This is a genomic window from Streptomyces sp. NPDC006339 (assembly GCF_040612775.1).
Lineage (GTDB): Bacteria > Actinomycetota > Actinomycetes > Streptomycetales > Streptomycetaceae > Streptomyces.
In genome coordinates this window covers 194,454-219,058 of record NZ_JBEXQW010000007.1, presented here as the reverse complement: position 1 = coordinate 219,058, position 24,605 = coordinate 194,454, and the positions used below count along the sequence as shown (strand labels likewise).

Genomic DNA, 24,605 nt, shown 5'->3' with positions numbered 1-24,605 from the left:
CCCTCCCTGCGGGGGGCGGCCGTCTCGTCAAGGGTCGCCACGAGCTGGGCATACCGGGGGTCTGACCACCTGTCATCCATACGTCCACTGTAGAAGCGGCAAGCCTGGCTTGACCCAGCTTCCACCGAGATCCACCCGAGACCGCCCCGGCCGGCCGTCCCCCGGCCGGGGCTACCGCACCAGCTCGGCGAGCGGTACGCCGATGACGTCGGCGATGAGCAGCAGCGTGTCGAGGGTCGCGGAGGCGTGGCCCTGCTCGATGCGGTTGTAGCCGGCGCGGTCCATCGGGATGGCGAGCGCCACCCGCTCCTGGGTGAGGTTGGCGTGGAGCCTGGCTGCCCGGATCTGGTCGCCGATTTGGCGTCGGCGGTCACGGACCCAGTCGGGCGGTGGGGCGGAGCGTGGCACGTGCTCCACGCTCACGGGACCAAGATCGAAATTCTGTAGGCCAAACCCTACATTGCATGATCATGAGGACGTGGGGTACAAGAGCGGAATACCCCACTCCCCTTGCTCCCGGCAGCCGACTGCCGGGACTCGCAGCGGTCGACTCTCCTGCACGAGGTCCCCCCGCCCAGATGGCGGAGCCGCTGCGGGGCGTCGCCCCGGGGGCCTACGATGGCACCTGGGGCGACGTCGTTCTACAGGGCGACAGGATCCGGCCGAAACAAGGCCCCGGGATAGGCCAAGTGCCTTCCATTAGATAGGCGCAGCGGCGCCTGCATAAACGCAGGTTAGGACAGAGCTCACTGCCCAATACCTTCTAAGCACTTGGCCGCAGGTTCGAGTCCTGCCGGGGGCGCAAGATCGAAGACCCTCCTTCGGGAGGGTCTTTTTGCTGGTCAGAGGCAGTTTTCGCGTTCGCCGCAGGGCGTCGGACACGCTCCCGAGAACCACGGGAGGTGTCCGGCGGTGTCCGGCGGTGTCCGGCGGTGTCCGGCGGTGTCCGCTGTTACCCGGTTCCTGCGGGTGGCTGCGGAGAATACGCGGTGGAGTTCTCAGACAGCCTCGGGCCCGGCCGGATGCGGTAGCGCACCCGCGTCCTCGATGCGCTTCTTCAGGTCATCGAGCTGACCGTTGACGCGGCGGGCGTAGGTCGCGAGCAGTACCGGCACGCTGTCGCCCGCCCACTCCGCCACGGTCGCGGGCGGCACGCCGACGTTCAGCCAGTTGGTCAGACACGTATGGCGTAGGTCGTACACCCGACGGGCGAGGGGGGACTCGAATTCGTGCGCCCCGAGCACTTCCTTTCGAGCGCTGCGCCACGCTCGCCGAATGACGGACCCGGCGAGCATCCCGCCCTTTTCTCCCTGAATCAGGAGATCATCCGGTTTGAGCTCTTCCTTCTCGATATGGGCACGCGGAATCCGGGTCAGCGCGGGTCGGCAGGGCACATCGTTGCGGAGAACGTGTGCAGCCGCCGGCCGCCCCGTGGCCTCCGGTCCCGGATGTGGTCGACGAACTGCTACGGCTTCGGGGCGAGTCGTTCGACCGCGACGAGGGCGGCGTCGTCGCCGAGGTGGCCGCCGGCGTAGGTCTGGAGGTCGGCGCGCAGGTGGGCGAGGAGGGTCGGCGGGTCGGCGTCGGCCCAGGCCGTGAGGCGCTCGGCCAGGGGGTAGAAGGCGCGTGAGCGGTCGCGGGCTTCGACGACGCCGTCGGTGTAGAGCAGGAGCACGTCGCCGACGTCGAAGGGGAAGGTCTCCACGGTCACGTCGGACGAGAGGATGTCCGACAGGCCCAGCGGAGGGCTCTCGTCGGCCGGTTCGAGGGGGATCACCCGGCCCTGCCTCAGGAGCAGCGGTGGTGGGTGTCCGCGGTTCACGAGCCGTACCACCGGTTCGTGATCGGGGATGTCGAGCACCAGGGCGGTGACGAACGCCTCGTTCGCGTCCTCGGCGGCCGCCGCCCCGGACCTGGGGCCCGTCTCCGCACCGCCCTCGCCGGCGGCCGCGACCTCGTCCGCCGAGCCGACCCCCTCCTCCAGGTGCCCGATCAGTTCCGGCAGCTCGTGCTCGCGGCGGGCGGTGACGCGGAAGGCGCCCAGGACGAGGGACGCCTCGCTGATCGCGTCGAGGCCCTTGCCCCTCGCGTCCCCGATCAGCAGCCGGGTCCCGGACGCCGTACGCGCCGCCGCGTACAGGTCGCCGCCCATCTGCGCCTCCTCCTCCGCCGCCAGGTAGACGGAGGCGATGTGCAGCGGGCCCGCCCGGTGCGGGAGGGGGCGCAGGACGACGCTCTGGGCGGCCTCGGCGATGGAGCGCAGGCGCGTCACCCGGTTCTCGTCCTGCTCGCGCAGATACGCGAAGAAGCTCACGATGACCGAGATCAGGATCAGCGCGATGATCTGGTAGGTGTGGTTGAGGTCCGTGAGCCGCGTCCGCACGACCGCCACCACGGCCTGGGCGAGCACCGCGACCGCCCCCACGAAGGCCGTCATGCGCGGCCCCGCGAACGAGGCCGTCACCGCGGGCGCGGCGATCAGGAACGGCCCCAGGTGCACCTCGGGCGGCGACAGGATGTCCACCACCGTGACCGTCGCGATCAACGCGAAGGGCGCGGCGAGCAGCAGCCGTCCGCCGCGCCGGGAAAGGCGGGGGACGAAGGCTCGTCGGCGGGGGCCCATGGAAAAGGCATACCGCAGGTCGTGAGGGATGTCCTGCTGCCGAGCCGTCGCGAGGTCACACGTCGGTCAACCCGCTGTCGGCGTGAGGAGGATCTGCGCCGCCGAGGTGACGTTGTCCGCCCGGACGGCCCGGGCCATCGCCTCGCGCGCCAGGTCGGCGGGGGTGTGCGGAGGGATGACGAGGAGGGCGAAGTGGTCCTGGTCCCCGCGCGTGATCAGGACGGTGTCGTCACCGACGGGGTACGAGTCGAGCCGGACGACCCGGTCGCCGACGACCAGGCGGGTGGGGACCTCCTCCCACGCGTCGGTGTCCAGGCCGATCCTGGTCACGGGACCGAGGTACGCGGTGAGGGCCTCGATCAGCGCGGGGAGCTCGTCGGCGACGTGCCGGGAGCGGGGCCACCAGGCCCCGTCGAGGACGCCTTCGCGGGACTGGGTCGTCCGGAGGCGGAGGACGGCCGTCCCGGGACGGACCGCGCGGTGGACCTCGTCGGGGAGGAGCCGGGAAGAACGGGGGTCGGCGGATGCGGCCATGATCGGTTCGCCCTGTCTGTATGCGGTGCGACGGCACCCGTGCGCAGCGTCCTCGACGCCGGAGCGGTTGGTTCGGCGCTCTGCCACCGTGCCTCCCACGGTACTCCCCCGAGGCCCCGCAACCGCCCCTGATCAGGGCGGACTCGCCGTGATCAGGCGGCCTCGCCGGGCCCCCGGCCCGCACGCCGGAAGGCGCGGGGGCGCGGGAAGGGGGCGCGTGCGCCTCGCACCCCGTCGAGAGGCGCGGCGGCCGCTGGACGAGACCCCGCCCGCGCCCCCATCCGTGGGCAGACTCCGTGGGTAGACACCTGATGTGAACACGACGCTCGACACTCCCCGCATCGCGCGGCTCCTCCAGGAGGGGGTCCGTGCCCAGGTCTACCCCGGGGCCGCCTGGGCCGTCGGCGACGCCCGCGGGCCCCTGGCGGACGGCGCCGTCGGGGTCCTCTCCCCGGCACCGACCCCCCGGCCGGACTCCGGCCCACGCCTCACCCCACGCCTCACCCCGGGCCCCACCCCTGCCCCCGACCTCGCCCTCACTCCCGCCCCCGGCCCCGGCCCCGCTCCGGCTCCGGCTCCGGCTCCCGGCGGTCAACCCACCCGTCCCGACACCCTCTTCGACCTCGCGAGCCTCACCAAAATCATCGCGGTGTGGCCGGTCGTCGGCACGCTCGTCGAGGCCGGCAAGCTCGAACTCGACGCGCCCCTCGGCTCCTTCTGGCCCGAGGTCACCGGACATCCGCTGGGCGACGTCACCCCGCTCCAGCTCCTCACCCACACCGCGGGCCTGCCGCTGCGCGCCAACCTCCGCGCGCTGTACGGCACCGATCCGCAGGACGTACGGGACGGGGTGCTGCGCGAGCCGCTGCGGCGGCGCCCCGGAGAGGCCGTCGAGTACACCGACCGGGCCGCGCTGATCCTCGGCTATCTCGCCGAGCACCTCACCGGCCTGCCGCTCGCCCGGCTCGCCGCCGGCCGGGTCTGGGAGCCGCTGGGGATGACGGAGACCCGCTTCGGGCCGCTGCCGGAACCCCTGGCGGCCCGCTGCGCACCGACGGAGTACGACGAGGAGACCGGCACCCATCTGCGCGGCACCGTGCACGACTTCTCCACCCGGCTGCTCGGCGGCTCCTGCGGGATCGCGGGCGTCTTCTCCACCACCGGGGACCTGGGCCGTTTCCTGCGGCGGGTGCTCGACCCGGTGCGGCCGCCGTTCGGGCCCGAGTGGGTCGCGGCGTCCCTGCGCGCCCGCACCGGCGAACTGGCCCCGGTTCGCGGCCTCTTCTGGCATCTCGCGCCCGGCACGGCGTTACGGGACGACATCTGGGTGCATTACGGCTTCACCGGCACCGGCATGTGGGTCAGCCCCTCGCGGGGCCGTTGGGCGGTGCTGCTCACCAACAAGCTGTACCTCACCCGCGCCACCGGCCCGGTGACGGCGGTCCGCGACGCGTTCCGGGAAGCGGTGTTCGCCCCGTTGTGACCGGAAGCTTCCGGACTCGTTGCACGCCGTAAACGATGGCGATCAGGTAGGCGAGGAGGCGCGAGGGTGGGCGACGAGCGGGCGGTACTGGTCGAGGAACCGGTCAGGCAGCGAAGCGAGAGGCCGGCGACCGAGGCGGGCGGGAGGCCGGCCGAAGGGCACCCGGCGGAGGAGAGAGCGAGGCCGGCCGAAGGACATCGCTCCGATGGGCGTCCGGCCGAAGGAGGCGTCCTGTTCCTGGACGACGCGGCGGACGTACGGCGGGCGGCGGAGGACCTGGACGCGGGGTGCGCGGTGGTGCACGGCTTCGCCGGCCTCTACGCGCTGACCGCCCGCGCCGACCCGGAGGTCGTCGCGCGCGTCCGCCGGATGACGGGCGACCCGGGCGGCCCGTACGGTCCGGCGGGCGGTGTCACCACCGTGCCGTCCGCCCTCACCGGCCTCTTCGACTGGACCAGACTGCCCGCCGAACTGCCACGACGGCAGGTGTGGTCGCTGATGGAGGAGCTGTACGAGCTCGGCCCCATCGGCCTCCTGGGTCCGGCCGCCGACCGGCTGCCCGCCCATGTCACCTGCGAACGGGACGGGGTGACGGCCGTCCAGGCGGTCTCGCCCGGGCGGCACTGTCCGTCGAACGACTTCCTCAGCGCGGCCCTGGACCGGACCGGTGCGGAGTTCCTGTTCACCACCTCGGCGAACCGAGCGGGCGAGCTCCCCCACTGGCGGGCCGACGCGGTCGCCCGGGACCTCGGGCACGAGCCGGGGGTACGGGTCCTGGCGCACGCCGACGACGACGCGGCGCGGCGGCGGTACCCGCACCACGCCCCGGTGGCGGTGAGCGTGGTCTCATTCCACCGTGGAGCGGGGTACGGCCGGGCCGGGCTGCCGGCGCTGACCCTGGAACGGCAGGGCTCCCTGTCGGCCGAACACCTCCGTTCCGTCGCGGCGAACCACGGCTTCGCGCTCCACCTCGCCCCCGGGGCCACCGGCACCCGCCCGGCGCCCCGCCCCTATGTGCCGTCCTCGCCGCCGCCCCGTCCGTGACATCCGTGCCACCCGTGACATCCGTGCCACCCGTGGCATCCGTGGCACCCGTGGCATCCGTGCCGGGGCGACGTTCCTAGGACGCCGCGCGCCTCAGCCGGCCCCGACGAGTTCCACGCCCAGCCACACCGCGCCGAGGCCCGCGGCGATGCCGCCGACCACGTTCGCCGCCGCGTAGGCCCGTGCCCCCGTCTCGTACAGCTTCAGGGTCTCGTACGAGAAGGTGGAGTACGTGGTCAGGGCGCCGCACAGGCCCGTGCCCAGCAGCAGTCCGGCGCGGGCGGAGGCCACGCCGGTGAGGAGGCCGAGCGCGAAGGACCCGACGACGTTCACGACGAACGTGCCCCAGGGGAAGACGGAGGCGTGGCGGGCCTGGACGGCACGGTCGGTGAGATAGCGCAGGGGCGCGCCGACGGCGCCTCCGGCGACGACGAGCAGCCAGTTCACTCCCGCGGCTCCCGGCGCCCGTACCGTACGAACGCGCACGGGTCGGGCAGGACCGGGCCCTCCGTCACCGGCTCGCCGGGCTGCGGCAAGAACGCCCGGACACGCTCCTCGGTGTCGACGCTCAGGGCCGCGCGCAGCGCCGGGCCGGTGAGGCGTGTCATCCCCGCCTCCTCTCAGGGACGGCGCGGACGGCGGCGCGGGTGGTCACGACGGCCGCCCAGACGGCGGCGAGCGCGGTGAGCGCCGTCGCCGCCAGGTAGAGCAGGGCGCGCGGGACGTCGCCGGCGGCGAGCAGGCGCTGGGTGTCGAGCGCGTAGGTCGAGAAGGTGGTGAAGCCACCGCAGACGCCGGTGCCGAGGAAGGGCCGCAGGAGCGGGTGGGGCGGGGTGAGGGTCTCGGTGGCGAGGACCATCAGCACGCCGAGGGCCGCGCAGCCGGTCGCGTTGACGGTGAGGATCGTCCAGGGGAAGGCGCCGGCCGGGGTGGGCCAGGCGAGGGTCGCGGCGTAGCGGGCGGCGGCTCCGAGGGCGCCGCCGACGGCGACCACCCCCACGACCGGCACCTGCGCGCGGAATCCCATGCCACCAGGTTAGGGCGCGCCGCGTGCCGTGCCCTGACGGGGACGGCCCTGGTGGGGCGGGGTGATGAGCGAGGCGCACAGGCACGGCCCCCGGCCTGGGGCATTAACCGGAGTCCGGCCCGTGCTGCCTCACCCTGATGGTCCGGGCGCGGCGCCGCACGGGTCAAAGCCGGTCCGGCGAGTCTGTCAGATACCCCCCACGGGGATGCCACCGGAGCCCGCGGAAGGCGCCGCAGGCACGGGACGACGTGGGCCGTCGGAGGGGGCGGTGGTCCGGCCACCATCAGGCGGCCCAGACGGGTGCCGGGTACACCTCGTCCTCGCGGCGGCGGCGCGCGACCGTAGAGGTGCAGCGGGAGGGAGCCGCTCACCCCGTAGGGCAGGCCGTAGGGCAGGAGTGTCGTGAGTACATCCGTCGCAACGAGGTTCAGGACCGTCACCGCGCACCGGGACGCGGCCGCCGAGGACGTGTACGGCGAACTCTGCGCCGCGCTCTTCTCCGGATTTCCGCGCCGCGACCAGCGGCTGAAGGCCGAGCAGTATCTGCGCGGTCTGCTGACCGCGCAGGGCCGCAAGTCCATCCGCAACATCGCCGCGCAGATCGGCGGCCCGGCCGCCGAGCAGAGTCTGCACCACTTCATCTCCAGCTCCACCTGGGACTGGCGGCCGATGCGGGCCGAACTCGCCCGCTATCTCCAGCAGAACAGCAGCCCGCAGGCGTGGGTCGTGCGGCCGATGCCGATACCGAAGGCCGGACAGCACTCGGTCGGCGTCGACCGGCGCTTCGACCCCGAGCGGGGCCAGGTGTTCCGCGGACAGCAGGCGTTCGGCGTGTGGTTCGCCTCCGAGGAGACCAGCGTCCCGGTGAACTGGCGGCTCTTCCTGCCCGATCCGTGGGTCAAGGACCGCACGCGCCGCGACCGGGCGGAGGTGCCGGAGGGCGCCGGGGAGGAGACTCTGGAGGAGTGCGCGGTCAACGCGGCGCTCGACACGGCCCGCTGGCCGGAGGTGGCCCGCAAGCCGCTGCTGCTCGACATCCGCGGCGGCGCGGGCCGGGCGGCCCTGCACCGGCTGGCCCTCGCGGGCGTCCCGGTGGTCGCCCGGATCGGCACGGGCTGCCGGCTGACGGTCGCCGACCGCTCGCTGCCCGGCTTCGGCGCCGGACCGCTCACCGCGCTCCAGATCCTGGAGTCCCTCAAGGGGCTGCGCCGCCCGGTGAGCTGGGTGGACGCGGCCGCCGGGATGCGCACCTCGCGCACCTCCCTCGCCACCGCGGTCCGGGTCACCCTGCCCGTACCGGCGGGCGAGCGGCAGCGGCCGCTGCTCCTGCTCGGCGAGTGGGACGACCCGCGGCGCTCCCCGGCCCGGCTGTGGATCACGGATCTGACGGGCTCGTCGGTCGGTCCGCTGCTGCGGCTGACGAAGCTGTCCCGGCGGGTCGAGCGGGACTTCCGCGCGGTCGGTGAGGGCGCGGGCCTGCGGGACTTCGTTGGCCGCTCCTTCCGCGGCTGGCACCGTCACATCACGCTCGCCTCGGCGGCCCACGCGGCGACCGTCCTGGCCACGGACTGGGACGCGCCGTACGGGGCGGTCCACGACCGCTCGGCGAGCTGACCCCTCGTACCACTCGTCCCCCTCGTACCACTACGCGGGCCGGTGGGCGGGCGTGCCGGACGCTCGCCCCTCAGGGCCGACCAGGGCTGGGGCCCGGAAGTTGGGGCTTCCGGGCCCCGTACGTACGGGTGATCCGGGTGCGGTGGCGCCCATCGCCCGTGACGGCGGGCGTCAGTCGCTCAGCGGTCGCCGGTCGACGCCGCCGTCGCCGCCGAGGGGCGCGGGTCGCCCAGGGCCGCGCGGCGGCGGGCGAGGACGTCGCGGGTGCGCTGGAGGCGGAGGGCCAGTTGCACCTCCAGGACCTGGCCGGGCTTCTGCCACTCGGGGCCGAGGAGTTCCCCGATCCGCTCCAGGCGCCGCGAGACCGTGTTCGGGTGGACGTGCAGCGCCTCGGCCGCGTTGGTGGGGCTGGCTCCGGAGGCGAAGTACGCCTCCAGGGTGCGGGTCAGATCGGTGAACCGCTCGGCGTCGTAGTCCAGTACGGGTCCGATGGCCGACTCGATGAACCCGTCCACGTCGTGGTCGTCCGACAGCAGCAGCCCCAGGAAGCCCAGGTCGTCCACCGAGGCCGCCGCGCCCGTGCCGCCGAGCGCGCTCATCGCGTCCAGGCAGCGCATGGCCTCCTGGTACAGCCGGACCACGCTGTCCGGGCTCCAGCCGGGACCGGCCGCGCCGACCGAGACCGGGTGGCCGAGCAGCGGGGCGAGCTCGCCCGAGACGGCCTTCGCGGCGGCCGAGGCGTCCACGCCGGGCAGCAGCAGCACGATGCAGCCGCCCTGCACGGTCTTCAGCCCCGCCATCCGGTACGCGTACGAGGACGCCCACACCACCGCGCGGCCCTGCTCGCCGCCCTCCGGCCGGGCCACCACCAGGACGTGCGGCTTGCGCAGGTCGATGCCGAGGCGGCGGGCGCGCTGGGCGATCTGCTGCGGGGCGTGCTGCGGCTCGGCGAGCAGGTCGTCGAGCAGCTCGTCGCGGACCGGGCCCTCGGCGACGGCGGTGGAGCGCTGGATGAGGAGCAGGAAGGCGACGGACTGCGCCGCCAGTTCGAGCAGTCGCTCGTCCTCGCCGGTGAGCGGGGTCGCCGCGCGCACGACGATGACGCCCAGGTCCTCGGAACCGGCGATGACCGGCGCGACCCAGGTCCGCTCGTCGTCCGCGTGTCCCTCGTGTCCCTCGTGCCCCTCGTACCCCTCGTATGTCTCGTGCCTCTCGTATCCTTCGTGGCCGCCGCGTCCCGTGCGTACGGGCCGGCGGCCCGCGTGGGCGTCGAGCGATGCCTTGGCCACCGCCTCCTCGTCGAGGCCGGTGATCTCGCCGGTGGAGGCGAGCGTGCGGCCTCCCGGGTCGCGGATCAGGACGCAAGCGTCGAGGGCGTCCCCGGCGGCCTTGGCCACGTTGCTCAGATCGCCGCCGGCCAGGATCAGATTCATGATGCGGCGGTGCGCCTCGCCGATGTAGCGCATCCGGGTGAGCGTGGTGCGGGCGCGGGAGCTGTCCCGTTCGAGCTCGGTGACCTCGGCGCGGGTCTGGTCGAGCAGGCCGGCCTTCTCCGTGGCGACGGCGGCCAGGTCGGCGAGCGAGGTGAGCAGGCCGAGCTCGCCCGCCGTGTACCGGCGGGCCCGGCGATCGGCGCCGTAGAGCAGGCCGAGGACCGTGTCGCCCGCGCGGAGCGGCACGACGACGACCCCGCGGAGGCCCTCGTCCCGCACCACCGCGTCGACGGCGGGCGTGTGGGCGAAGCGCTCGTCCGCCAGGTAGTCCTCGGTCCAGACGGGGGCGCCGAGGACGTGCACGAGTCCGCCCAGCCCGTCCTCCTCGAACGCGCCGGGGCAGTCGACCGGCCCGGTGCCGGCGAGGGCGCCGTCGGTGCCGTGGACGATCCGGACGCCGTGCGTGCCGCGCAGGGTGACACAGGTCAGGTCGAGGTCGAGAAGGCGCCGGGCCCGGCGGGCGATGCTCCGCAGCAGGCCGTCCAGGTCGTACGGGAGGGTCAGGTCACGGGCGGTGTCGGCGAGGGCGTCGAGGCCGGCCTCGCGCTGTTCGCGGCGGGCCTGGGAGTGACGGACACCGGTGGCGAGGTGGACGGCCCGCTCCAGGCGGGCGAGTTGGGGTTCGGGAAGGTCGTCCGCGCGGGCCTTGTCGAGCAGTTCGGCGAACCGCTCCTGCGGTGCCTGCTGGGCGAGCAGTTCCAGCACGGCGAGCGCGTCGGCGCTCCCGCTCGCGTCCGCGCCGTGGTGGGACATTCCTCAACTCCCGCTGCTGAGCAGAACCGGGCGCCGCAGTGGAAACCCGTACCGCTGGCCGAAACTAGATCGGGTGGCGACGACGGTCAACGGTGAGATCGACCACTTCGTTCCCGTCATATCCACTCCCGCTCCTTTCCGCCCCTTGCACCCCTGGCGCCCCTTGCGTCCCCAGCAGCCCTTACACCCCTTGTGCCTCTTGCGCCCCTTGTGCCCCTTGCATTCGCCGCACCGCCCCCTCGCGCCCCCGGAATCAGGCGGACGCACCGGCGGGGACGGCCGCGGTGGGCTGTGCGGCGGTGGTGTACGTGGCCGCCGCACGGGACGGCGGCGCGAGGCGGGGAGTCCGGGACCAGGAGGCGTGGGGCTGCGCCGGTACGCGGGGGCGCGCGGCGTCCCGTACCGTCAGGAGCGAGCGGTGGAGGCGGCGCAGACGCGCCGAGGGCTCGCGGCCGCCGTCACGCTGCAGCGCCACGCAGAGTCTTCGGAAGGTCTCCAGGGCGTCGTCGGTGCGGCCGGAGCGCAGCAGGGCGACCATGAACTGGGCGTGCAGCGACTCGTTGACGGGGTGCCGGGCGGTGAGCACCGCGAGCTCGGGCACCATCTCGGCGTGCCGGCCGAGGCCCAACTGCGCCTCCACCCACTGGTCGAGCACGCTGAGCCGGGACGCCTCCAGGCGCTCGATCTCGGCGCGCAGGCGCGGCCCGGCGTCGACACCGGCGTACGGCTCGCCCTGCCAGAGGGCGAGGGCCTCGCCGAGGCGGAGCGCGGCGCGCGGGAGGTCGCCCGCTTCCATGGCCCGGTATCCGGCGCCGGCCGCCCGCTCGAACTGCCACACGTCATGGGAGCCGCCGCCGGTGTCCAGGCGGTAGCCGCCGGACTGGGCGGCGAGCACGGTCTCGGCGGTGCGTCCGTCGCCGCCGTCCCGGCCGCCGTCCCGGCCGCCGGGCAGCGCCGCGGCGATCTGGGACCGCAGTCCGAGGATGTGGGAGTGGAGTTCGGCCCGCGCTCCGCGCGGTGCGCCGGACGGCCACACCTCCTCCATGAGGACGGAGACCGGGACGATCTGGTCGGCACCGGCGGCGAGCAGGGCGAGCAGTTGTCGCGGCGCGGCGGCGGTCGGGGTGACCGACACCCCGTTCTCGCGCACCGAAAGTCCCCCCAGGATCCGGACGTCCACCTTGCCCCCTCAGCTCTGCGCACGGGATGACCCTGGACGATTAGAAAAGAGACCGCCGTGCATGTCAATAAGAAACCGGGCGGTACGGAAAGACTGGACCCTGCGGACGGAAATATTGCCCCGCTTGTCCCGGTTCAGGGCCATCAAGAGAGCGTAAGCGGTGAAGGAAACGTACCCGTGCATCCACTTAGTGGACCCACGGGTATGCTTTGGGGGTCGTTTTCAGGCAGCCGTGCGGGTGGCTTCCGGCCAGCGGTATCAACAAACCAGCACGGCGGTTTTGTTTGGCCTCATCATGCCGCCTCGGGCGCGCGTACTCCAGAGGGCGTGGGGAGGCGCGGGGCGGTGGAGGAGCGGCGGAGGAGCGCCGTAGGGGCACGGCAAGGGCCGCCCGGACGCCGTCAGGCGGGGGCGCCAGCAGGCCGTCAGGCGTGAGGTCAGACGTGAGGTCAGGAGCCGGCGTCAGGAGCTGGCGTCAGGAGGCGACGCCAGGAGGCGGCGTCAGAAGCCGGCGTCAGGAGGCGGCGTCAGGAGGCGGCGTCAGGACGCGACTTCCTCCGAAGGGACGCCGTCCGCCGCCGCCCCGAGGCCGAGCGCCCGGGCGCCTCGGCCCGGTTCCAGGTCCAGCATGGTGAGCACCGAGGGCACCACGATGCTGGGAAGTAAGTGGTGGTAGAGCGCCGAGGCCCAGCGCTCCAGGGACGACCGGTCGCCCTCCAGGGCGTGGGTCATCAGGTTGAGGCCGGCGTAGGCGCCCACGACGAGCGGGGCCACCTCCTCCGGGTCGGCGTGCGGCAGCAACTCGCCGCGCTCCTTGGCCTCGTTGAGCAGCCGCAGGTTGATCTCGGTCCACTCGCGGTACGGGCCGCTGCGGTTGAGGTCGTGCGCTCCCTGGTCGAGGGTCAGCCGCACGCTGCCGCTCAGCACCCGGTCCCTGGTCAGCCGGTACGCGAAGACCATGCCGACGTCGACGAACTCCTGCACCTTGGAGATCTGCGGCGGCGCCGTGGGCACCACCGACACCTGGGCATCGATCACCGCGTGCGCGAGGTCTTCCTTGGAGTCGAAGTGGAAGTAGAGCGCGCCCTTGGTCACCTGGGCCAGTGCCAGGATGTCGGACAGCTTGGCGGCCTCGTATCCCCGCTCGTCGAAGACGGCGGCGGCCGCCTCCAGGATCGCCTTGCGGGTGCGGATCGCCCGATCCTGCTTCGCCATGGGAGTCACGTCCCTCTCATCGCCCGAACCGGCATCCCGGTGGCAGAAAACAAACCTAGGGGTACCTATTTTCCGGCAGGCTGGAAGATACCCGAAGCCTTGTTCGCAGAGAACCCGAGCATCTCACCTGTCGAACCAGCATGCCTTTGACCAGCGGCTTTGACAGCACGGCCCCGTACGAGAACGTCAGGTCGGGGCCTCCGACCCCGCCTGACGAGCCGTCCGCCGGTCGGCCGATGTCACTCTGGGCTACGGGAAAACCGACCCGGCGGTCGCGTCGGCCGGGGCTCAGGCGGAGGCGACGGCCGAGGCGGTGAGCAGACCGAAGGCCGCCAGGACCAGCAGCGTGCGGACGCGGTGGAAACCGTTCCAGCGCTTCTCGAAGGCCGCCCGGACGGCGGCCGGCGGCTCGTCCCTCGCCTCGGTGGCGGCGAGGGCGTTGTTGAGCGGGACGTTGCCGCCGACGGTCACCAGATGGTTCGCCACCGCGCACACGAGCCCGGCCACGACCAGCCAGCGCTGGGTGTCGGTCCGCCCGTCGACGGGCACGAACAGGGCCGCCGCCGGGAAGGCGACGACCCCGAGGAAGACCAGCAGGAACACCGGCCTCGGCACGTACGCGTTGATCCGCCGCATGGCGCGGACGAACTCCTCGTCCGTCAGCCGGGCGAGCGCGGGCATCACACCGGTCTGGAAGATCAGCATGAACCCGGCGTAGAGCCCGGTGGAGACGACGGCGAGAGCGAGCAGCAGGGCGGCCATGGGCACCATGATGGCCGATCAGCCCGCGTACGGGTCGGGGTCGGGATCGGTGGCGGGATCGGTGGCGGCGGAGCCGGCATCGGGTGCGCCCAGGCCGTCGGCCCGGCGGATCGCCTCCGCCAACTCCCGTACGGACGCCGAGCGCGCCCGTTCGGCCAGCGCGCCCGCCCGCGCGGCGAGGCCGGACAGGGCGGGCGCGCCCGGCACGGATCCGCCGCGCAGCCGGTCGGCGAAGTAGGCGGCGATGGCGGTCAGTTGGAGGCTGTCGTGGCCGTCGCCCCAGATCGGTGCGGCCAGCGCGGCGGTGTCCACCGTGCCGGAGCGTTCGTGCGGGGCGCGGGTGGCCGGGTCGAGCCAGCGGACCGTGGCGGTGGCGACCCGCCCGCTGGCGCCCGGTCGCAGCTCGACCGCGTACAGCGCCGTCACCGTGTGCCCGGCGCCGATCTCGCCGCCGTCGACCCGGTCGTCGCGGAAGTCCTCGTCGGCGACCTCGCGGTTCTCGTATCCGATCAGGCGGAAGCGCTTCACGGTCTTCGGGTCGAACGCGACCTGCGCCTTGGCGTCGCGGGCGCGCAGCTCGACGTGGCCGGGCAGTTGGTCGACGAAGACCTTGCGGGCCTGGCCGGGGGTGGAGACGTACGTGGTGGTGCCGTCGCCCTTGTCGGCGAGCTTCTCCATGAAGGCGTCGCCGTACTCGCTGCCGACGCCGACGCCGAAGAGGGTGATCCCGTACGCGCGGCGCTCCTCGTCGATCCGTTCCAGGATGCCCTCGGCGTCGGTGTCGCCGGTGTTGGCGAGGGCGTCGGAGAGCAGCACGACCCGGTTGGTGGCGCCCTTGCGGTGTCCTTCGACGGCCACGTCGTAGCCCGTGCGGACGCCCGCCTCCACGTTGGTGGAGCTGCTGGTCGCGAGGGCGTCGACGAGGTCGTGGAGGCGCTCGCGGTTGCCCTCGACCCGGGTCATGGGGAGGACGGTCTCGGCCTTGGAGCTGAAGGTGACGAGGGCGACGGAGTCGTCGTCGCGGAGCCGGTCGGCGAGCAGCCCGAGGGACTCCTTGACCAGGTCGAGCCTGCCCGGCTCGGCCATCGAGCCGGAGACGTCGACGACGAAGGTGAGGGCGGCGGGCGGGCGTTCCCCGTCGCTCGGCCGGGTCGCGAGCCCGACCCGCACCAGCGACCAGCCGGCCGCGTCCGAGCGGGCGCCGTCGACGGTGACGCTGAAGCCGTTGTCCTTCGGCCGCGGATAGTCGGGCCGGAAGCTGTTGACGAACTCCTCGGGCCGTACGTCGGCCGGGTCGGGCAGCCGGCCCTCGGCGAGGGCGCGGCGGGCGTAGCCGTAGGAGGCGGTGTCGACGTCGAGGGCGAAGGTGGAGAGCCGGTCGGGGGCCTCGGCGGCGCCGGGAGCCCGCGACGCGGTCGGAGGTGCGGCCCCGTCGGGAGCGGCCCGGTCGGGCGCGGCGCGGTCGGGCGCCCCGTGGTCGGCTCTCGCACCGGTGTGGCGGTCGGAACCGGCGGCGCAGCCGGTGAGCAGCAGGGCGCCGGCGAGCAGCCCCGCGCCGATCCTTCGCTTCATGAGCATCTCCCCCTTGGTGTACCGCACGTGTGAATGTGACGTTCGGGAGCGCCGGATGGAGCAGACGAAGGGGTTGCGGAAGGGTCTCGATGCGGCAACGGCGGCGGGGGCACGCCGTAGTGGCAGGGACTCGCCAGCTTTGTCAACAGGGGTTGTCACCGTACGGAGTCACGTGCGTACATGGAGTGGCACACCGATCGGGCGGGGGTGGTCAGCGGTGACAGAGACTGCGGGCTCCGTGATGCTCGCCCGATCGGCGATGGGCCGCGCCGGCCCGGAGCCGCAGCGTCCTCCCGGGCGCCCGGTCCGCGGCACCCGCCGGGTCAGCGCGGCCCTTGCGGGCCTGGCCGCCTCGGCCCGGCACGAGCTGTTGACCTTCGACGACCCGACCGCCTCCGTGTCGCGTGCGATCCCCGAGCCGTTCCTGGAGTTGGCGGGAGCGTGCATGCGGGCGGCGGCGGAGCGGGCGGGCGAGGTGCGCCGGATCGTGCCGCGTCACGCGGTGCCGCATGTGGCGGGGGCGGTGCGGGTGCCGGGGCGGGCGCGGGTGGCCGACTCCATCCCGTTCAAGATGATCCTCGTCGACCGCACGGTCGCGGCCGTCCCCCTGGACCTCGAGCTCCACTACAACGGCCTTCTCCTGATCCGCGACCCGGTCGTCGTCCAGGCCCTGGTCCGCGCCCACCACACGGCCTGGGACACGAGCCAGGAACTCGTGGGCCTCACGCCCCCGTCCCCCGACCTCCCCCCACAACTCCGCCCGGTCCTCGAAGCCCTCCTCGCCGGCCTCACCGACGAGACCGCCGCCACCCGCCTGGGCATCTCCCCGCGCACCTACAGCCGCCGGGTGGGCGAACTGATGTCGGCCCTGGGCACGACGAGCCGCTTCCGCGCGGGGGCGGAAGCGGCTCGAAGGGGGTGGGTGTGAGGGCGAGGCCCCGTCAGGACACGATGTCCTTCCGTGCGAAGCCGCGGAAGGCCAGCGCGAAGAGGATCAGGGCGTAGGTGACCGAGATCGCCGTGCCCTTGGCCATGCCCGACCACTCCAGGTGGGGCTGGAGGGCGTCCGCCCAGGCGAACTGCCAGTGGGCCGGGAGGAAGGCGCGCCAGTCGCCGAGGGCGGTGACGGCGTCCAGGACGTTGCCGAGGATGGTGAGACCGACGGCGCCGCCGACCGCGCCGAGGGGGGCGTCGGTGCGGGTGGAGAGCCAGAAGGCGAGGGCGGCCGTGACGAGTTGGGAGACGAAGACGAAGGCGGTCGCGAGGGCGAGGCGGAGGAGGGCGTCGCTCGCGGTCAGGGAGCCGCCGGTGGGGAGTCGCAGGGGGCCCCAGCCGTAGGCGACGGTGCCGGCGGCGAGGGCGATCAGCGGGAGCAGCAGGATGGCGGCGGCGCTGAAGGCGAGGGCCACGGCGAGTTTGGACCACAGCAGCCGGGCGCGGGGCACGGGTGCCGCGAGCAGGTAGCGCAGGGAGGACCAGCCGGCCTCCGAGGCGACCGTGTCGCCGCAGAACAGGGCCACCGGGATCACCAGCAGGAAGCCCGCCGAGACGAAGAGGCAGGTCGCGGCGAAGTTGGCGCCGGAGGCGGTCGCCGTGTCCATGAGGGTGATCCGGCCGTTGCGCGCGCCGTCCGGGGAGCCGCCGATGGCGAAGGCGACGATCAGGACGAAGGGCAGGGCGGCCAGGATCAGGCCCATGACCAGGGTGCGGCGGCGCTTGAGCTGGCGCAGGGCCTCCACGCGCAGCGGGAGGGTGCGGGCGGGCGCGTATCCGGGCGCGGTCGCGGCGACGGCGGTCATGCGGTCTCTCCGATCAGGGTCAGGAACGCGTCCTCCAGGCGGCGGTGCGGGCCCACCCCGGTGACCGGCACGTCCAGGCGGACGAGTTCGCCGATCAGGGCGGTGGCGTCGGGGAGACCGGCGGCCTCCAGGCGGACGAGCAGGCCGCCGTCCACGCGTACGGCGCCGAGCTTCTCCACGACCGCGTCCGGCACCGGGCCGCCGAGGGTGACGAGCAGGGTGTCGCCGGAGCCGGTGATCTCCTCCACCGGGCCCGCCTGGACCAGGCCGCCGCGGTCCATCACCACGAGGTGGGTGCAGGACTGTTCGACCTCGGCGAGCAGGTGGCTGGACACGATGACGGTCCGGCCGCCCGCCGCGTAACGGATCATGACCTCGCGCATCTCGCGGATCTGCGGCGGGTCGAGGCCGTTCGTCGGCTCGTCCAGGATCAGCAGATCCGGCAGGCCGAGCATGGCCTGGGCGATGGCGAGCCGCTGCCGCATGCCCTGGGAGTAGGTGCGGACGGCGCGTTCCAGGGCGCCGCCCAGATTGGCGATCCGCAGCGCCTCGTCGATGTGGGCGTCCTCGGCGGGGCGGCCGGTGGCCTGCCAGTAGAGCTCCAGGTTCTCCCGCCCGGACAGGTGGGGCAGGAAGCCCGCGCCCTCGACGAAGGCGCCGACCCGGGAGAGCACCGGGGCGCCCGGGCGGATCGCGTGCCCGAAGACCCGGATCTCGCCCTCGTCCGGCGTGATCAGCCCCATGAGCATGCGCAGGGTGGTGGTCTTGCCGGCGCCGTTCGGGCCGAGCAGGCCGAGGACCTGGCCCTGTTCGACGCGGAAGGACAGGTCGCGGACGCTGTAGCGGTCGCCGCCCTTGTACTTCTTCGTCAGGCCGGTGATCTGGAGCGGGACGTCCGCGAGGGCGGGGTCGGGGGCCGGGGCGGCCGTCCGGCGCCGGGCGGTGAGCAGCAGCGCCGCCGCGACGACGAGACCGCCGGCCGGCAGACCCCACACCCACCAGGGCAGCCCGGCCGCCTGGGTGGTCACGGCGGGCGCGGTCGGGACGGTGAGGGGGCCGCGGACGGCGACGGTGTACGTGGCGGGCGCGGCCGGCGAGGCGTAGCCGAGGTCCGTGGCGGCGACGACGAGCCGCAGGCGGTGCCCGGCGGCCACCTCATGGTCCACGGCGGGCAGGGTCAGCGTGACCTCGCGGCCCCGCGCGGCGCCTTCGACGCGGACCGGGGACACCAGTTGGGCGGGCAGGATCTGCTGCCGGCCGTCCGGGCCGACGTCGTACACCTTGGCGAAGAGGACCGCCGAGCCGTCGGCGGCCGTGGAGCCGACGTGTACGCGGACGGTGGGGGCGCCGGTGACGCGGATCGGCCGGGTCTGCGGCCGGGCGTCGAAGGCGGCGAACTGGCCGGGGAAGTCGAGGGAGAGGCCCACGCCCAGCGAGGACAACTGGGAGAGGCCGCCGCCGAGGCCGGGTACGGCGGAGATGCCGGGCGGGTTCGCGCCGGCCGGGTTGGCGAAGGTGCGCGGCGGCCCGGAGAGGGCGACGGACACGGGGGTCGCGGCGAGGCCGGGGTAGCGGTCGGCGGTGGCGCCGCGCAGCGTGGCGCGGCCGTCGGTGGAGTCGACGCCTCCGGTACGGCTGACGCGGAAGGCGGGCCCGGTGTCGACGCTCGCGTCCCGCCCCAGGTGGCGGTCGAACCAGGCGGTGACGCGGGCCTGGACGCGCTCGGTCTCGCGGTCGCCGCCGTCGTGGCCGCCGGACGTCCAGTCGACGGCGACGGGTGCGCCGTTCCCGGCGATGGTCCTCGCCATGGCGTCGGCCTGGGCCAGGGTGAAGAGGGAGTCGGACTGGCCCTGCACGATCAGCGCGGGCACCTTGATGCGGGCGCCGACGGCGGAGGGACTGCGGGCCTCCAGAAGGGCGCGCGCGGCCGGGTCGGGCTTCCCGGAGACGGCGACGCGCTGATAGAGGGCGCAGACCTCGGGGCTGAAGCGACCGCAGGCGCCGGGGGCGGGGGTGTCCGTGGGGCCTGTGGGGCCGGTGGCGCCCTTGGGGCTGGTGGCGCGCGCCGGGCCCGTGGGGGCGGTGGGGCCGGTGGCGCCCTTGGGGCTGGTGGCGCGCGCCGGGCCTGTGAGGGCGGTGGAACCCTTGGGGTCGGTGGATGCTGCGGGAGCCGTGGGGCGGGCGGGGCCCGCGGCGCCCGGAGCGTCCTCCGCCGGGGACGACACACCCCCCGGAGCGTCCTCCGCCGGATCCGTCACACCCGCCGGGGGCATCGCACCCGCCGGGCCCGTCGCCCCCGCCGAGAAGAAGATGCCGGCCCACAGTTTCTTGAAGACGCCGTTCGAGAACAGCGCGTCCGCGAGGTTCCAGTACGTGATCTGCGGGGCCACGGCGTCGACGCGCGGGTCGTGGCCGGCGGCGAGCAGCGCGGCCGCGCCGCCGTAGGAGGCGCCGGTGATGCCGACGCGCGGGTCGCCCGCCTTGTCCAGGAGCACCTCGGGGCGAGCGGCGAGCCAGTCGACCAGCCGGCGGACGTCCTCGACCTCGCGCTCGGGGTCGTTGAGGCCGATCTCCCCGGTGGAGGCGCCGAAGCCGCGGGCGGACCAGGTCAGCACGGCGTAGCCGTCGCGGGCGAACCGCTCGGCCTGGGCGCGGACGTCGTCCTTGGAGCCGCCGAAGCCGTGGCCGACGAGGACGGCGGGGCGGCGGCGGTCGGCGTCGCCCGCGGTGAAGTACGAGGTGTCGATCCGCACTCCGTCCAGGTCGAGCATCCGGTCGGCGCGATGCACGGGCGCGGGGTCGTCGGAGGCGACGGCGGTCCAGGTGCCGGCGCCGCCCGCGAGCACGGCGAGGGCGGCGACGATGGCGGCCCACCGTGGGAGGCCCGGGCGGGGAGGTCGCAGCTTCATGGGTCGAGCCTAGGCGCCGGGCCGGGTCCGGTCGGCTGCCCGGGGGCGGAGCCGGGCGGCCTCCTCAGGTCGTAGGCAGTACGGTCCCCGTACACCAGGCGCGGTACGGCCGTGCCGTGCGACGAGGAGGTCCGGGTGGAGATCCGGGTGGAGATCCGGCGGGCGACGACGGTGGCGGAGCTGATGGCGGCGGGGCATCTCTACGACGCGCCGCCGCGCGAGGACCTGGCCGCGGACTTCCTGGCGGCGCCGGGGCATGTGCTGCTGGTGGCGTACGCGGAGGACGGCTTCCCCGCCGGGTTCGTGTCGGGGATCGAGATGCGCCACCCCGACAAGGGCGTGGAGATGTGTCTGTACGAGCTGTCCGTGGACGAGGCGTACCGGCGGCGCGGGGTGGGGCGGGCGCTCACGGAGGCGTTGGCGGCCGAGGCGCGGGCGCGGGGCTGCTACGGGATGTGGGTGGGGGTGGATCCGGACAACGAGGCGGCGCTGCGGACGTACGGGGCGGCGGGGGCGGCTGCGGAGGGGCCGTTCGCGATGCTGGCGTGGGAGTTCGGGGGTGGCGGGGTGAACGGTCACTGACGCCGTCTTGTGCGGCACATGACAAAGGGGTGACCCTGGGGAACACCACCGCGTCCCCGCATCCGCGCCGGACGCGGTGCCCGTACGCGCCCATGGCCCCACCCTCTGGCCCGTACGGCCCGGTGCCCCCACGACGAGAGGTTCAGGTGCCCCAGCCGATGTCCTCCACCACCCGCCGCCTCGCAGCGCTGATACCCGTGTTCGCGCTTGCCGCCGGCCTCCAGCTCGCCGCCTCCCCCGCCGCCCAGGGCACGCCCGCCGGCGACCTCCGACTGGCCCCGGAGGCCCTCGCGATCGACGACAGTTGGATCGTCGTCCTCAAGGACGGTTCCACCCGCGCCGCCGATCTGGGCGTGACGCCGCAGCACCAGTACCGCTCGGCGCTCAAGGGCTTCTCGGCCACGATGTCGCGGGCGAAGGCCGCCGCTCTCGCCGCCGACCCGCGGGTGGCGTACGTCGAGCAGAACGCGACCGTCCGGGTCGCCGACACCCAGACCGGCGCGACCTGGGGGCTCGACCGGGTCGACCAGCGGGACCTGCCGCTGTCGACCACGTACACGTACGACACGACCGCGTCGAACGTCACCGCGTACGTCATCGACACCGGAATCCGCACCTCGCACAGCGAGTTCGGCGGCCGGGCCCGGGTCGGCACGGACACCGTGGGCGACGGGCAGAACGGCCAGGACTGCCAGGGCCACGGCACGCATGTGGCCGGCACGGTCGGCGGCGCGAAGTACGGCGTGGCCAAGGGCGTGAAGCTGGTCGGCGTCCGGGTCCTCAACTGCTCCGGCTCGGGCACCACGGCCGGGGTCATCGCGGGTGTCGACTGGGTCACCGCCAACGCGGTCAAGCCCGCCGTCGCCAACATGAGCCTGGGCGGCGGGGCGAACACCTCGCTGGACGACGCGGTGAAGCGCTCGATCGCCTCCGGGGTGACGTACGCGATCGCCGCCGGCAACGGCAACATCCTCGGCTGGCCCGCGAACGCCTGCAACTACTCCCCCGCCCGCGTCCCCGAGGCGATCACGGTCGGCGCGACGGACTCCGCGGACAAGCGGGCCTCGTTCTCCAACTACGGCACGTGCGTGGACCTCTTCGCGCCCGGCGTGAGCATCACGTCGGCGTGGAAGGACAACGACACGGCGACCAGCACCATCTCCGGCACCTCGATGGCCACCCCGCACACCGCGGGCGTCGCGGCCCTCTACCTCGCCACCCACCCGACGGCCACCCCGGCCCAGGTGAGCAGCGCCCTGGCCGCCAACGCGACCTCCGGCAAGGTCCAGGACCCGCGGACCGGCTCCCCGAACAAGCTCCTGTACTCGCGCTGGTGACCGTGGCGCGCCGATGGCGGCGCGCACTGCCGTCCGCGGCCGGAACCGCCACCGGCTGCGGATGGTGGACAATCCCCGTCCACGACGGGGACGCGGGGCTCCTGCGCCGGGACTACGGGCTGGTGGAGCTGTCGTTCCAGCAGGAGCGGGACGGGTCCTGGCCGTGCTTCGGCATCGGCGTCCGGGTCGAAACCGGCTCCGGTGGGATCCGGAGGCGGCCGTGCCGCCGGCCCTGCGCGACGCGTACGGCTCCTTCGGACCGTCCGTGCGCCTCGGCGACCTGACGGCCGCCGTCGCCGCCCTGGGCGTCACGGTCGAACCGGACGAGGACGGCCCGGCCACCGATTTCCGCCGCTACCGCGTGCGCGAGTCGGGCGTCCGGGTCTTCACCCGGGTGGCCCCCGGCACCCCGGAGGCGATGTCCCTGGTGACGAAACTCAGCGTGTCCCCGGCCTGGTGGGACGTCAGCGACTGACGTGGGCGGGGCCCGAAGCCTCCGCAGGCTCCGAGGGCACTGGGGACTCCGAGGGCACCACCCGCCCGAGGAGCCCGTCCCCCACCGGGTACGGCCGCTCCTGGGGCCGCAGTGCCTCCGCCTCCGCCAGGCGCCCCGCCCGCACCAGGCCGTGGATCTCGTGGGCGAGCGGGGTCACGTCGCGGATGCCGACCGTCCACTCGTCCGCGTAACGCCCGGACGCCTCGCCCGCCAGCCCCAGTTGCAGGGAGCGGTACGGCAACGGGCGCAGGTGGAGGTCACGTTCCGGGTCCCACTGGACCCGGGCCGGGGAGCGCTTCAGCTCGCGCTGCCAGGCGGCGCGGTCGGGGTGGAAGCCGCGGACGTAGTGGGACAGGCAGGCGTGACGCAGCGCCCACTCGAAGCCCTCGCGGGTGATCTCCACCGCGAGCACGGTCTCCTGGCCCTCCTTCAGGCCCCAGCCGCAGCGGTACATCATCCACAGGAACGAGGGCTTGATCCAGGTCATCCGGTCCCGCTTCCACACGGGCGGGAAGCGGCCGTCGCGGGCGGCCGCGAGGCCGATCTCCGGGCGGTACGCCTGGTAGACGGTCACCGTCGTGTCGGTGTGGGCGGCGCGGATCTGGTGCTTCGGTGGAACGGACATGGCCCCAGGGTGCGCGGTCGCGCGCCCCGGGGCCACTGCGTTTTCGGATCTCAGTGGTTGCGCGGGAAGCCCAGGTCGACGCCGGCCGGGGCCTCGGACGGGTCGGGCCAGCGGGTCGTGACGACCTTGCCGCGGGTGTAGAAGTGGACGCCGTCGTTGCCGTAGATGTGGTGGTCGCCGAAGAGCGAGTCCTTCCAGCCGCCGAAGGAGTGGTAGCCCACCGGCACCGGGATCGGCACGTTCACGCCGACCATGCCCGCCTCGACCTCCAACTGGAAGCGGCGGGCCGCGCCGCCGTCCCGGGTGAAGATGGCGGTGCCGTTGCCGAACGGCGAGGCGTTGATGAGGGCCAGGCCCTCCTCGTACGTGTCGGCGCGCAGCACGCACAGCACGGGGCCGAAGATCTCGTCCTGGTACGCCTTGGCCGTGGTGGGCACGTGGTCCAGGAGGGACAGGCCGATCCAGTGGCCGTTCTCGTGGCCCTCGACGGTGTATCCGGTGCCGTCGAGGACGACCTCGCAGCCCTCCTCCGCCGCGCCGTGCACGTAGGAGGCGACCTTGTCGCGGTGGACGGCCGTGATGAGCGGGCCCATCTCGGAGGTGGGATCGGTGCCGGGACCGATCTTGATCTTCTCGGCGCGCTCGCGGATCTTCTGCACCAGCTCGTCGCCGATGGAGCCGACGGCCACGACGGCGGAGATCGCCATGCAGCGCTCGCCGGCCGAGCCGTACGCGGCCGAGACCGCCGCGTCGGCCGCCGCGTCCAGGTCGGCGTCGGGCAGGACCAGCATGTGGTTCTTGGCGCCGCCGAGCGCCTGGACGCGCTTGCCGTGGGCGGAGGCGGTGGTGTGGATGTACTTCGCGATCGGGGTGGAGCCGACGAAGGAGATCGCGGAGACGTCCGGGTGCTCGAGCAGCCGGTCGACGGCCACCTTGTCGCCGTGGAGGACGTTGAAGACGCCGTCCGGCAGGCCGGCCTCGGCGAGCAGTTCGGCGATCTTCAGGGAGGGCGACGGGTCCTTCTCGCTCGGCTTGAGGACGAAGGTGTTGCCGCAGGCGATGGCGAGCGGGAACATCCACATCGGCACCATCGCCGGGAAGTTGAACGGGGTGATGCCGGCCACCACGCCGACCGGCTGGCGGATCGCGGCCACGTCCACCCGGTTGGACACCTGGGTGGACAGCTCGCCCTTGAGCTGGGTGGTGATGCCGCAGGCCAGGTCGACGATCTCCAGGCCGCGGGCGACCTCGCCGAGCGCGTCCGAGTGCACCTTGCCGTGCTCGGCGACGATCAGCTCGGCGATCGCGTCGCGGTTGGCGTCGAGCAGCGCGCGGAAGCGGAAGAGGATGGTGGTGCGCTGGGCCAGCGAGGAGGTGCCCCAGGTCTCGAAGGCCGCCTTGGCGGCGGCGACGGCGGCGTCCACCTCGTCGACGGAGGCGAGCGCGACCCGCGTGGTGACGGCGCCGGTGGCCGGGTCGGTGACCGGGCCCCAGTTGCCCGACGTGCCTTCGACGGTCTTGCCACCGATCCAGTGGTTGACGGTCTTCGTCATTGCG

At 73.8% G+C, this 24,605-nt stretch carries 22 protein-coding genes and 1 pseudogene; 7 read left to right on the top strand and 16 right to left on the bottom strand.

The window, feature by feature from the left end:
• Positions 1–171 precede the first annotated feature (171 nt).
• The 4 genes from ABZ135_RS08310 to ABZ135_RS08295 form a co-directional block, all read right to left on the bottom strand.
• Positions 172–423, bottom strand: a complete 252-nt coding sequence (locus tag ABZ135_RS08310) for a helix-turn-helix transcriptional regulator (protein WP_356693068.1) — start codon at positions 421–423, stop codon at positions 172–174.
• Between the two features lie 575 nt (positions 424–998).
• Entirely contained in the window at positions 999–1,394 is a 396-nt protein-coding gene (locus tag ABZ135_RS08305; RefSeq protein ID WP_356693067.1) for a hypothetical protein, read from the bottom strand.
• 71 nt (positions 1,395–1,465) lie between these two features.
• Positions 1,466–2,623, bottom strand: coding sequence for a PP2C family protein-serine/threonine phosphatase (locus tag ABZ135_RS08300; RefSeq protein ID WP_356693065.1), 1,158 nt, complete (start codon positions 2,621–2,623; stop codon positions 1,466–1,468).
• Between the two features lie 66 nt (positions 2,624–2,689).
• Positions 2,690–3,157: a DUF5994 family protein gene (locus ABZ135_RS08295; RefSeq protein WP_356693063.1), complete on the bottom strand. Its 468-nt coding sequence runs from the start codon at positions 3,155–3,157 to the stop codon at positions 2,690–2,692.
• A gap of 313 nt (positions 3,158–3,470) precedes the next feature.
• Between ABZ135_RS08295 and ABZ135_RS08290 the strand changes: the two genes are divergently transcribed.
• Complete coding sequence (locus tag ABZ135_RS08290; protein ID WP_356693061.1) at positions 3,471–4,640, top strand: serine hydrolase domain-containing protein; 1,170 nt, start codon at positions 3,471–3,473, stop codon at positions 4,638–4,640.
• A gap of 66 nt (positions 4,641–4,706) precedes the next feature.
• Positions 4,707–5,684 (top strand): hypothetical protein, encoded by a 978-nt coding sequence (locus tag ABZ135_RS08285; RefSeq protein ID WP_356693059.1) that lies wholly within the window; start codon positions 4,707–4,709, stop codon positions 5,682–5,684.
• Between the two features lie 93 nt (positions 5,685–5,777).
• Here the strand turns inward: ABZ135_RS08285 and crcB (ABZ135_RS08280) are convergent, their stop codons facing one another.
• From crcB (ABZ135_RS08280) to crcB (ABZ135_RS08270), 3 genes and pseudogenes are all read right to left on the bottom strand, one after another.
• Entirely contained in the window at positions 5,778–6,131 is a 354-nt protein-coding gene (crcB, locus tag ABZ135_RS08280; protein ID WP_356693057.1) for a fluoride efflux transporter CrcB, read from the bottom strand.
• Positions 6,128–6,262, bottom strand: a pseudogene (locus ABZ135_RS08275) (DUF190 domain-containing protein); the annotation flags it as partial. The pseudogene ABZ135_RS08275 and the gene crcB (ABZ135_RS08280), both read right to left, overlap by 4 nt.
• 26 nt (positions 6,263–6,288) lie before the next feature.
• Positions 6,289–6,711, bottom strand: a complete 423-nt coding sequence (gene crcB, locus ABZ135_RS08270; RefSeq protein ID WP_356693055.1) for a fluoride efflux transporter CrcB — start codon at positions 6,709–6,711, stop codon at positions 6,289–6,291.
• A gap of 402 nt (positions 6,712–7,113) precedes the next feature.
• On the opposite strand from crcB (ABZ135_RS08270), the gene ABZ135_RS08265 reads away from it, so the two are divergent.
• Positions 7,114–8,325 carry a transposase gene (locus ABZ135_RS08265; protein ID WP_356693053.1) on the top strand — a complete coding sequence of 404 codons (1,212 nt, stop codon included), beginning with the start codon at positions 7,114–7,116 and terminating at the stop codon, positions 8,323–8,325.
• Between the two features lie 179 nt (positions 8,326–8,504).
• On the opposite strand, the gene ABZ135_RS08260 is transcribed toward ABZ135_RS08265, so the two are convergent.
• The 5 genes from ABZ135_RS08260 to ABZ135_RS08240 all read right to left on the bottom strand — a co-directional run bounded on the left by ABZ135_RS08260 (position 8,505) and on the right by ABZ135_RS08240 (position 15,300).
• Positions 8,505–10,571, bottom strand: a complete 2,067-nt coding sequence (locus ABZ135_RS08260) for a helix-turn-helix domain-containing protein (RefSeq protein WP_356693051.1) — start codon at positions 10,569–10,571, stop codon at positions 8,505–8,507.
• Positions 10,572–10,824: 253 nt separating this feature from the next.
• Positions 10,825–11,751 (bottom strand): AfsR/SARP family transcriptional regulator, encoded by a 927-nt coding sequence (locus tag ABZ135_RS08255; RefSeq protein ID WP_356693049.1) that lies wholly within the window; start codon positions 11,749–11,751, stop codon positions 10,825–10,827.
• Positions 11,752–12,291: 540 nt separating this feature from the next.
• On the bottom strand, positions 12,292–12,966 hold the full coding sequence (locus tag ABZ135_RS08250; protein WP_356693047.1) for a ScbR family autoregulator-binding transcription factor: 675 nt from the start codon (positions 12,964–12,966) through the stop codon (positions 12,292–12,294).
• A 288-nt stretch (positions 12,967–13,254) separates the two neighbouring features.
• Positions 13,255–13,728, bottom strand: a complete 474-nt coding sequence (locus ABZ135_RS08245; protein ID WP_356693045.1) for an anthrone oxygenase family protein — start codon at positions 13,726–13,728, stop codon at positions 13,255–13,257.
• An 18-nt stretch (positions 13,729–13,746) separates the two neighbouring features.
• Positions 13,747–15,300: a von Willebrand factor type A domain-containing protein gene (locus tag ABZ135_RS08240; protein ID WP_356693043.1), complete on the bottom strand. Its 1,554-nt coding sequence runs from the start codon at positions 15,298–15,300 to the stop codon at positions 13,747–13,749.
• A 217-nt stretch (positions 15,301–15,517) separates the two neighbouring features.
• On the opposite strand from ABZ135_RS08240, the gene ABZ135_RS08235 reads away from it, so the two are divergent.
• Positions 15,518–16,228, top strand: coding sequence for a DNA-binding response regulator (locus ABZ135_RS08235; RefSeq protein WP_356693041.1), 711 nt, complete (start codon positions 15,518–15,520; stop codon positions 16,226–16,228).
• Positions 16,229–16,241: 13 nt separating this feature from the next.
• Here ABZ135_RS08235 and ABZ135_RS08230 read toward each other — a convergent pair whose 3' ends face one another.
• Together ABZ135_RS08230 and ABZ135_RS08225 are read right to left on the bottom strand one after the other, a co-directional pair.
• Positions 16,242–17,099 (bottom strand): ABC transporter permease, encoded by an 858-nt coding sequence (locus ABZ135_RS08230; RefSeq protein WP_356693039.1) that lies wholly within the window; start codon positions 17,097–17,099, stop codon positions 16,242–16,244.
• Positions 17,096–20,008 (bottom strand): CocE/NonD family hydrolase, encoded by a 2,913-nt coding sequence (locus ABZ135_RS08225; protein ID WP_356693037.1) that lies wholly within the window; start codon positions 20,006–20,008, stop codon positions 17,096–17,098. Before ABZ135_RS08225 ends, ABZ135_RS08230 begins: the two co-directional genes overlap by 4 nt.
• Positions 20,009–20,155: 147 nt before the next feature.
• Between ABZ135_RS08225 and ABZ135_RS08220 the strand changes: the two genes are divergently transcribed.
• The 3 genes from ABZ135_RS08220 to ABZ135_RS08210 all read left to right on the top strand — a co-directional run bounded on the left by ABZ135_RS08220 (position 20,156) and on the right by ABZ135_RS08210 (position 22,402).
• A complete protein-coding gene (locus ABZ135_RS08220) occupies positions 20,156–20,590 on the top strand; it encodes a GNAT family N-acetyltransferase (protein ID WP_356693103.1) in 435 nt (144 codons plus the stop codon).
• A 158-nt stretch (positions 20,591–20,748) separates the two neighbouring features.
• Positions 20,749–21,927 (top strand): S8 family peptidase, encoded by a 1,179-nt coding sequence (locus ABZ135_RS08215; protein WP_356693035.1) that lies wholly within the window; start codon positions 20,749–20,751, stop codon positions 21,925–21,927.
• Between the two features lie 220 nt (positions 21,928–22,147).
• Positions 22,148–22,402: a hypothetical protein gene (locus ABZ135_RS08210; protein ID WP_356693033.1), complete on the top strand. Its 255-nt coding sequence runs from the start codon at positions 22,148–22,150 to the stop codon at positions 22,400–22,402.
• On the opposite strand, the gene ABZ135_RS08205 is transcribed toward ABZ135_RS08210, so the two are convergent.
• Positions 22,392–23,048: a DUF4291 domain-containing protein gene (locus ABZ135_RS08205; RefSeq protein ID WP_356693031.1), complete on the bottom strand. Its 657-nt coding sequence runs from the start codon at positions 23,046–23,048 to the stop codon at positions 22,392–22,394. The genes ABZ135_RS08210 and ABZ135_RS08205 overlap by 11 nt on opposite strands.
• 50 nt (positions 23,049–23,098) lie before the next feature.
• Positions 23,099–24,601, bottom strand: coding sequence for a CoA-acylating methylmalonate-semialdehyde dehydrogenase (gene mmsA, locus ABZ135_RS08200; protein WP_356693029.1), 1,503 nt, complete (start codon positions 24,599–24,601; stop codon positions 23,099–23,101).
• Positions 24,602–24,605: the final 4 nt, after the last annotated feature.

Excerpts from the sequence above, each read along its gene's own strand:
- ABZ135_RS08300 (WP_356693065.1), bottom strand. The coding sequence starts at position 2,623 with ATGGGCCCCCGCCGACGAGCCTTCGTCCCCCGCCTTTCCCGGCGCGGC.
- ABZ135_RS08295 (WP_356693063.1), bottom strand. The coding sequence starts at position 3,157 with ATGGCCGCATCCGCCGACCCCCGTTCTTCCCGGCTCCTCCCCGACGAG.
- crcB (WP_356693055.1), bottom strand. The coding sequence starts at position 6,711 with ATGGGATTCCGCGCGCAGGTGCCGGTCGTGGGGGTGGTCGCCGTCGGC.
- ABZ135_RS08260 (WP_356693051.1), bottom strand. The coding sequence starts at position 10,571 with ATGTCCCACCACGGCGCGGACGCGAGCGGGAGCGCCGACGCGCTCGCC.
- ABZ135_RS08250 (WP_356693047.1), bottom strand. The coding sequence starts at position 12,966 with ATGGCGAAGCAGGATCGGGCGATCCGCACCCGCAAGGCGATCCTGGAG.
- ABZ135_RS08245 (WP_356693045.1), bottom strand. The coding sequence starts at position 13,728 with ATGGCCGCCCTGCTGCTCGCTCTCGCCGTCGTCTCCACCGGGCTCTAC.
- ABZ135_RS08240 (WP_356693043.1), bottom strand. The coding sequence starts at position 15,300 with ATGAAGCGAAGGATCGGCGCGGGGCTGCTCGCCGGCGCCCTGCTGCTC.
- ABZ135_RS08230 (WP_356693039.1), bottom strand. The coding sequence starts at position 17,099 with ATGACCGCCGTCGCCGCGACCGCGCCCGGATACGCGCCCGCCCGCACC.
- ABZ135_RS08225 (WP_356693037.1), bottom strand. The coding sequence starts at position 20,008 with ATGAAGCTGCGACCTCCCCGCCCGGGCCTCCCACGGTGGGCCGCCATC.
- ABZ135_RS08215 (WP_356693035.1), top strand. The coding sequence starts at position 20,749 with ATGTCCTCCACCACCCGCCGCCTCGCAGCGCTGATACCCGTGTTCGCG.
- ABZ135_RS08205 (WP_356693031.1), bottom strand. The coding sequence starts at position 23,048 with ATGTCCGTTCCACCGAAGCACCAGATCCGCGCCGCCCACACCGACACG.
- mmsA (WP_356693029.1), bottom strand. The coding sequence starts at position 24,601 with ATGACGAAGACCGTCAACCACTGGATCGGTGGCAAGACCGTCGAAGGC.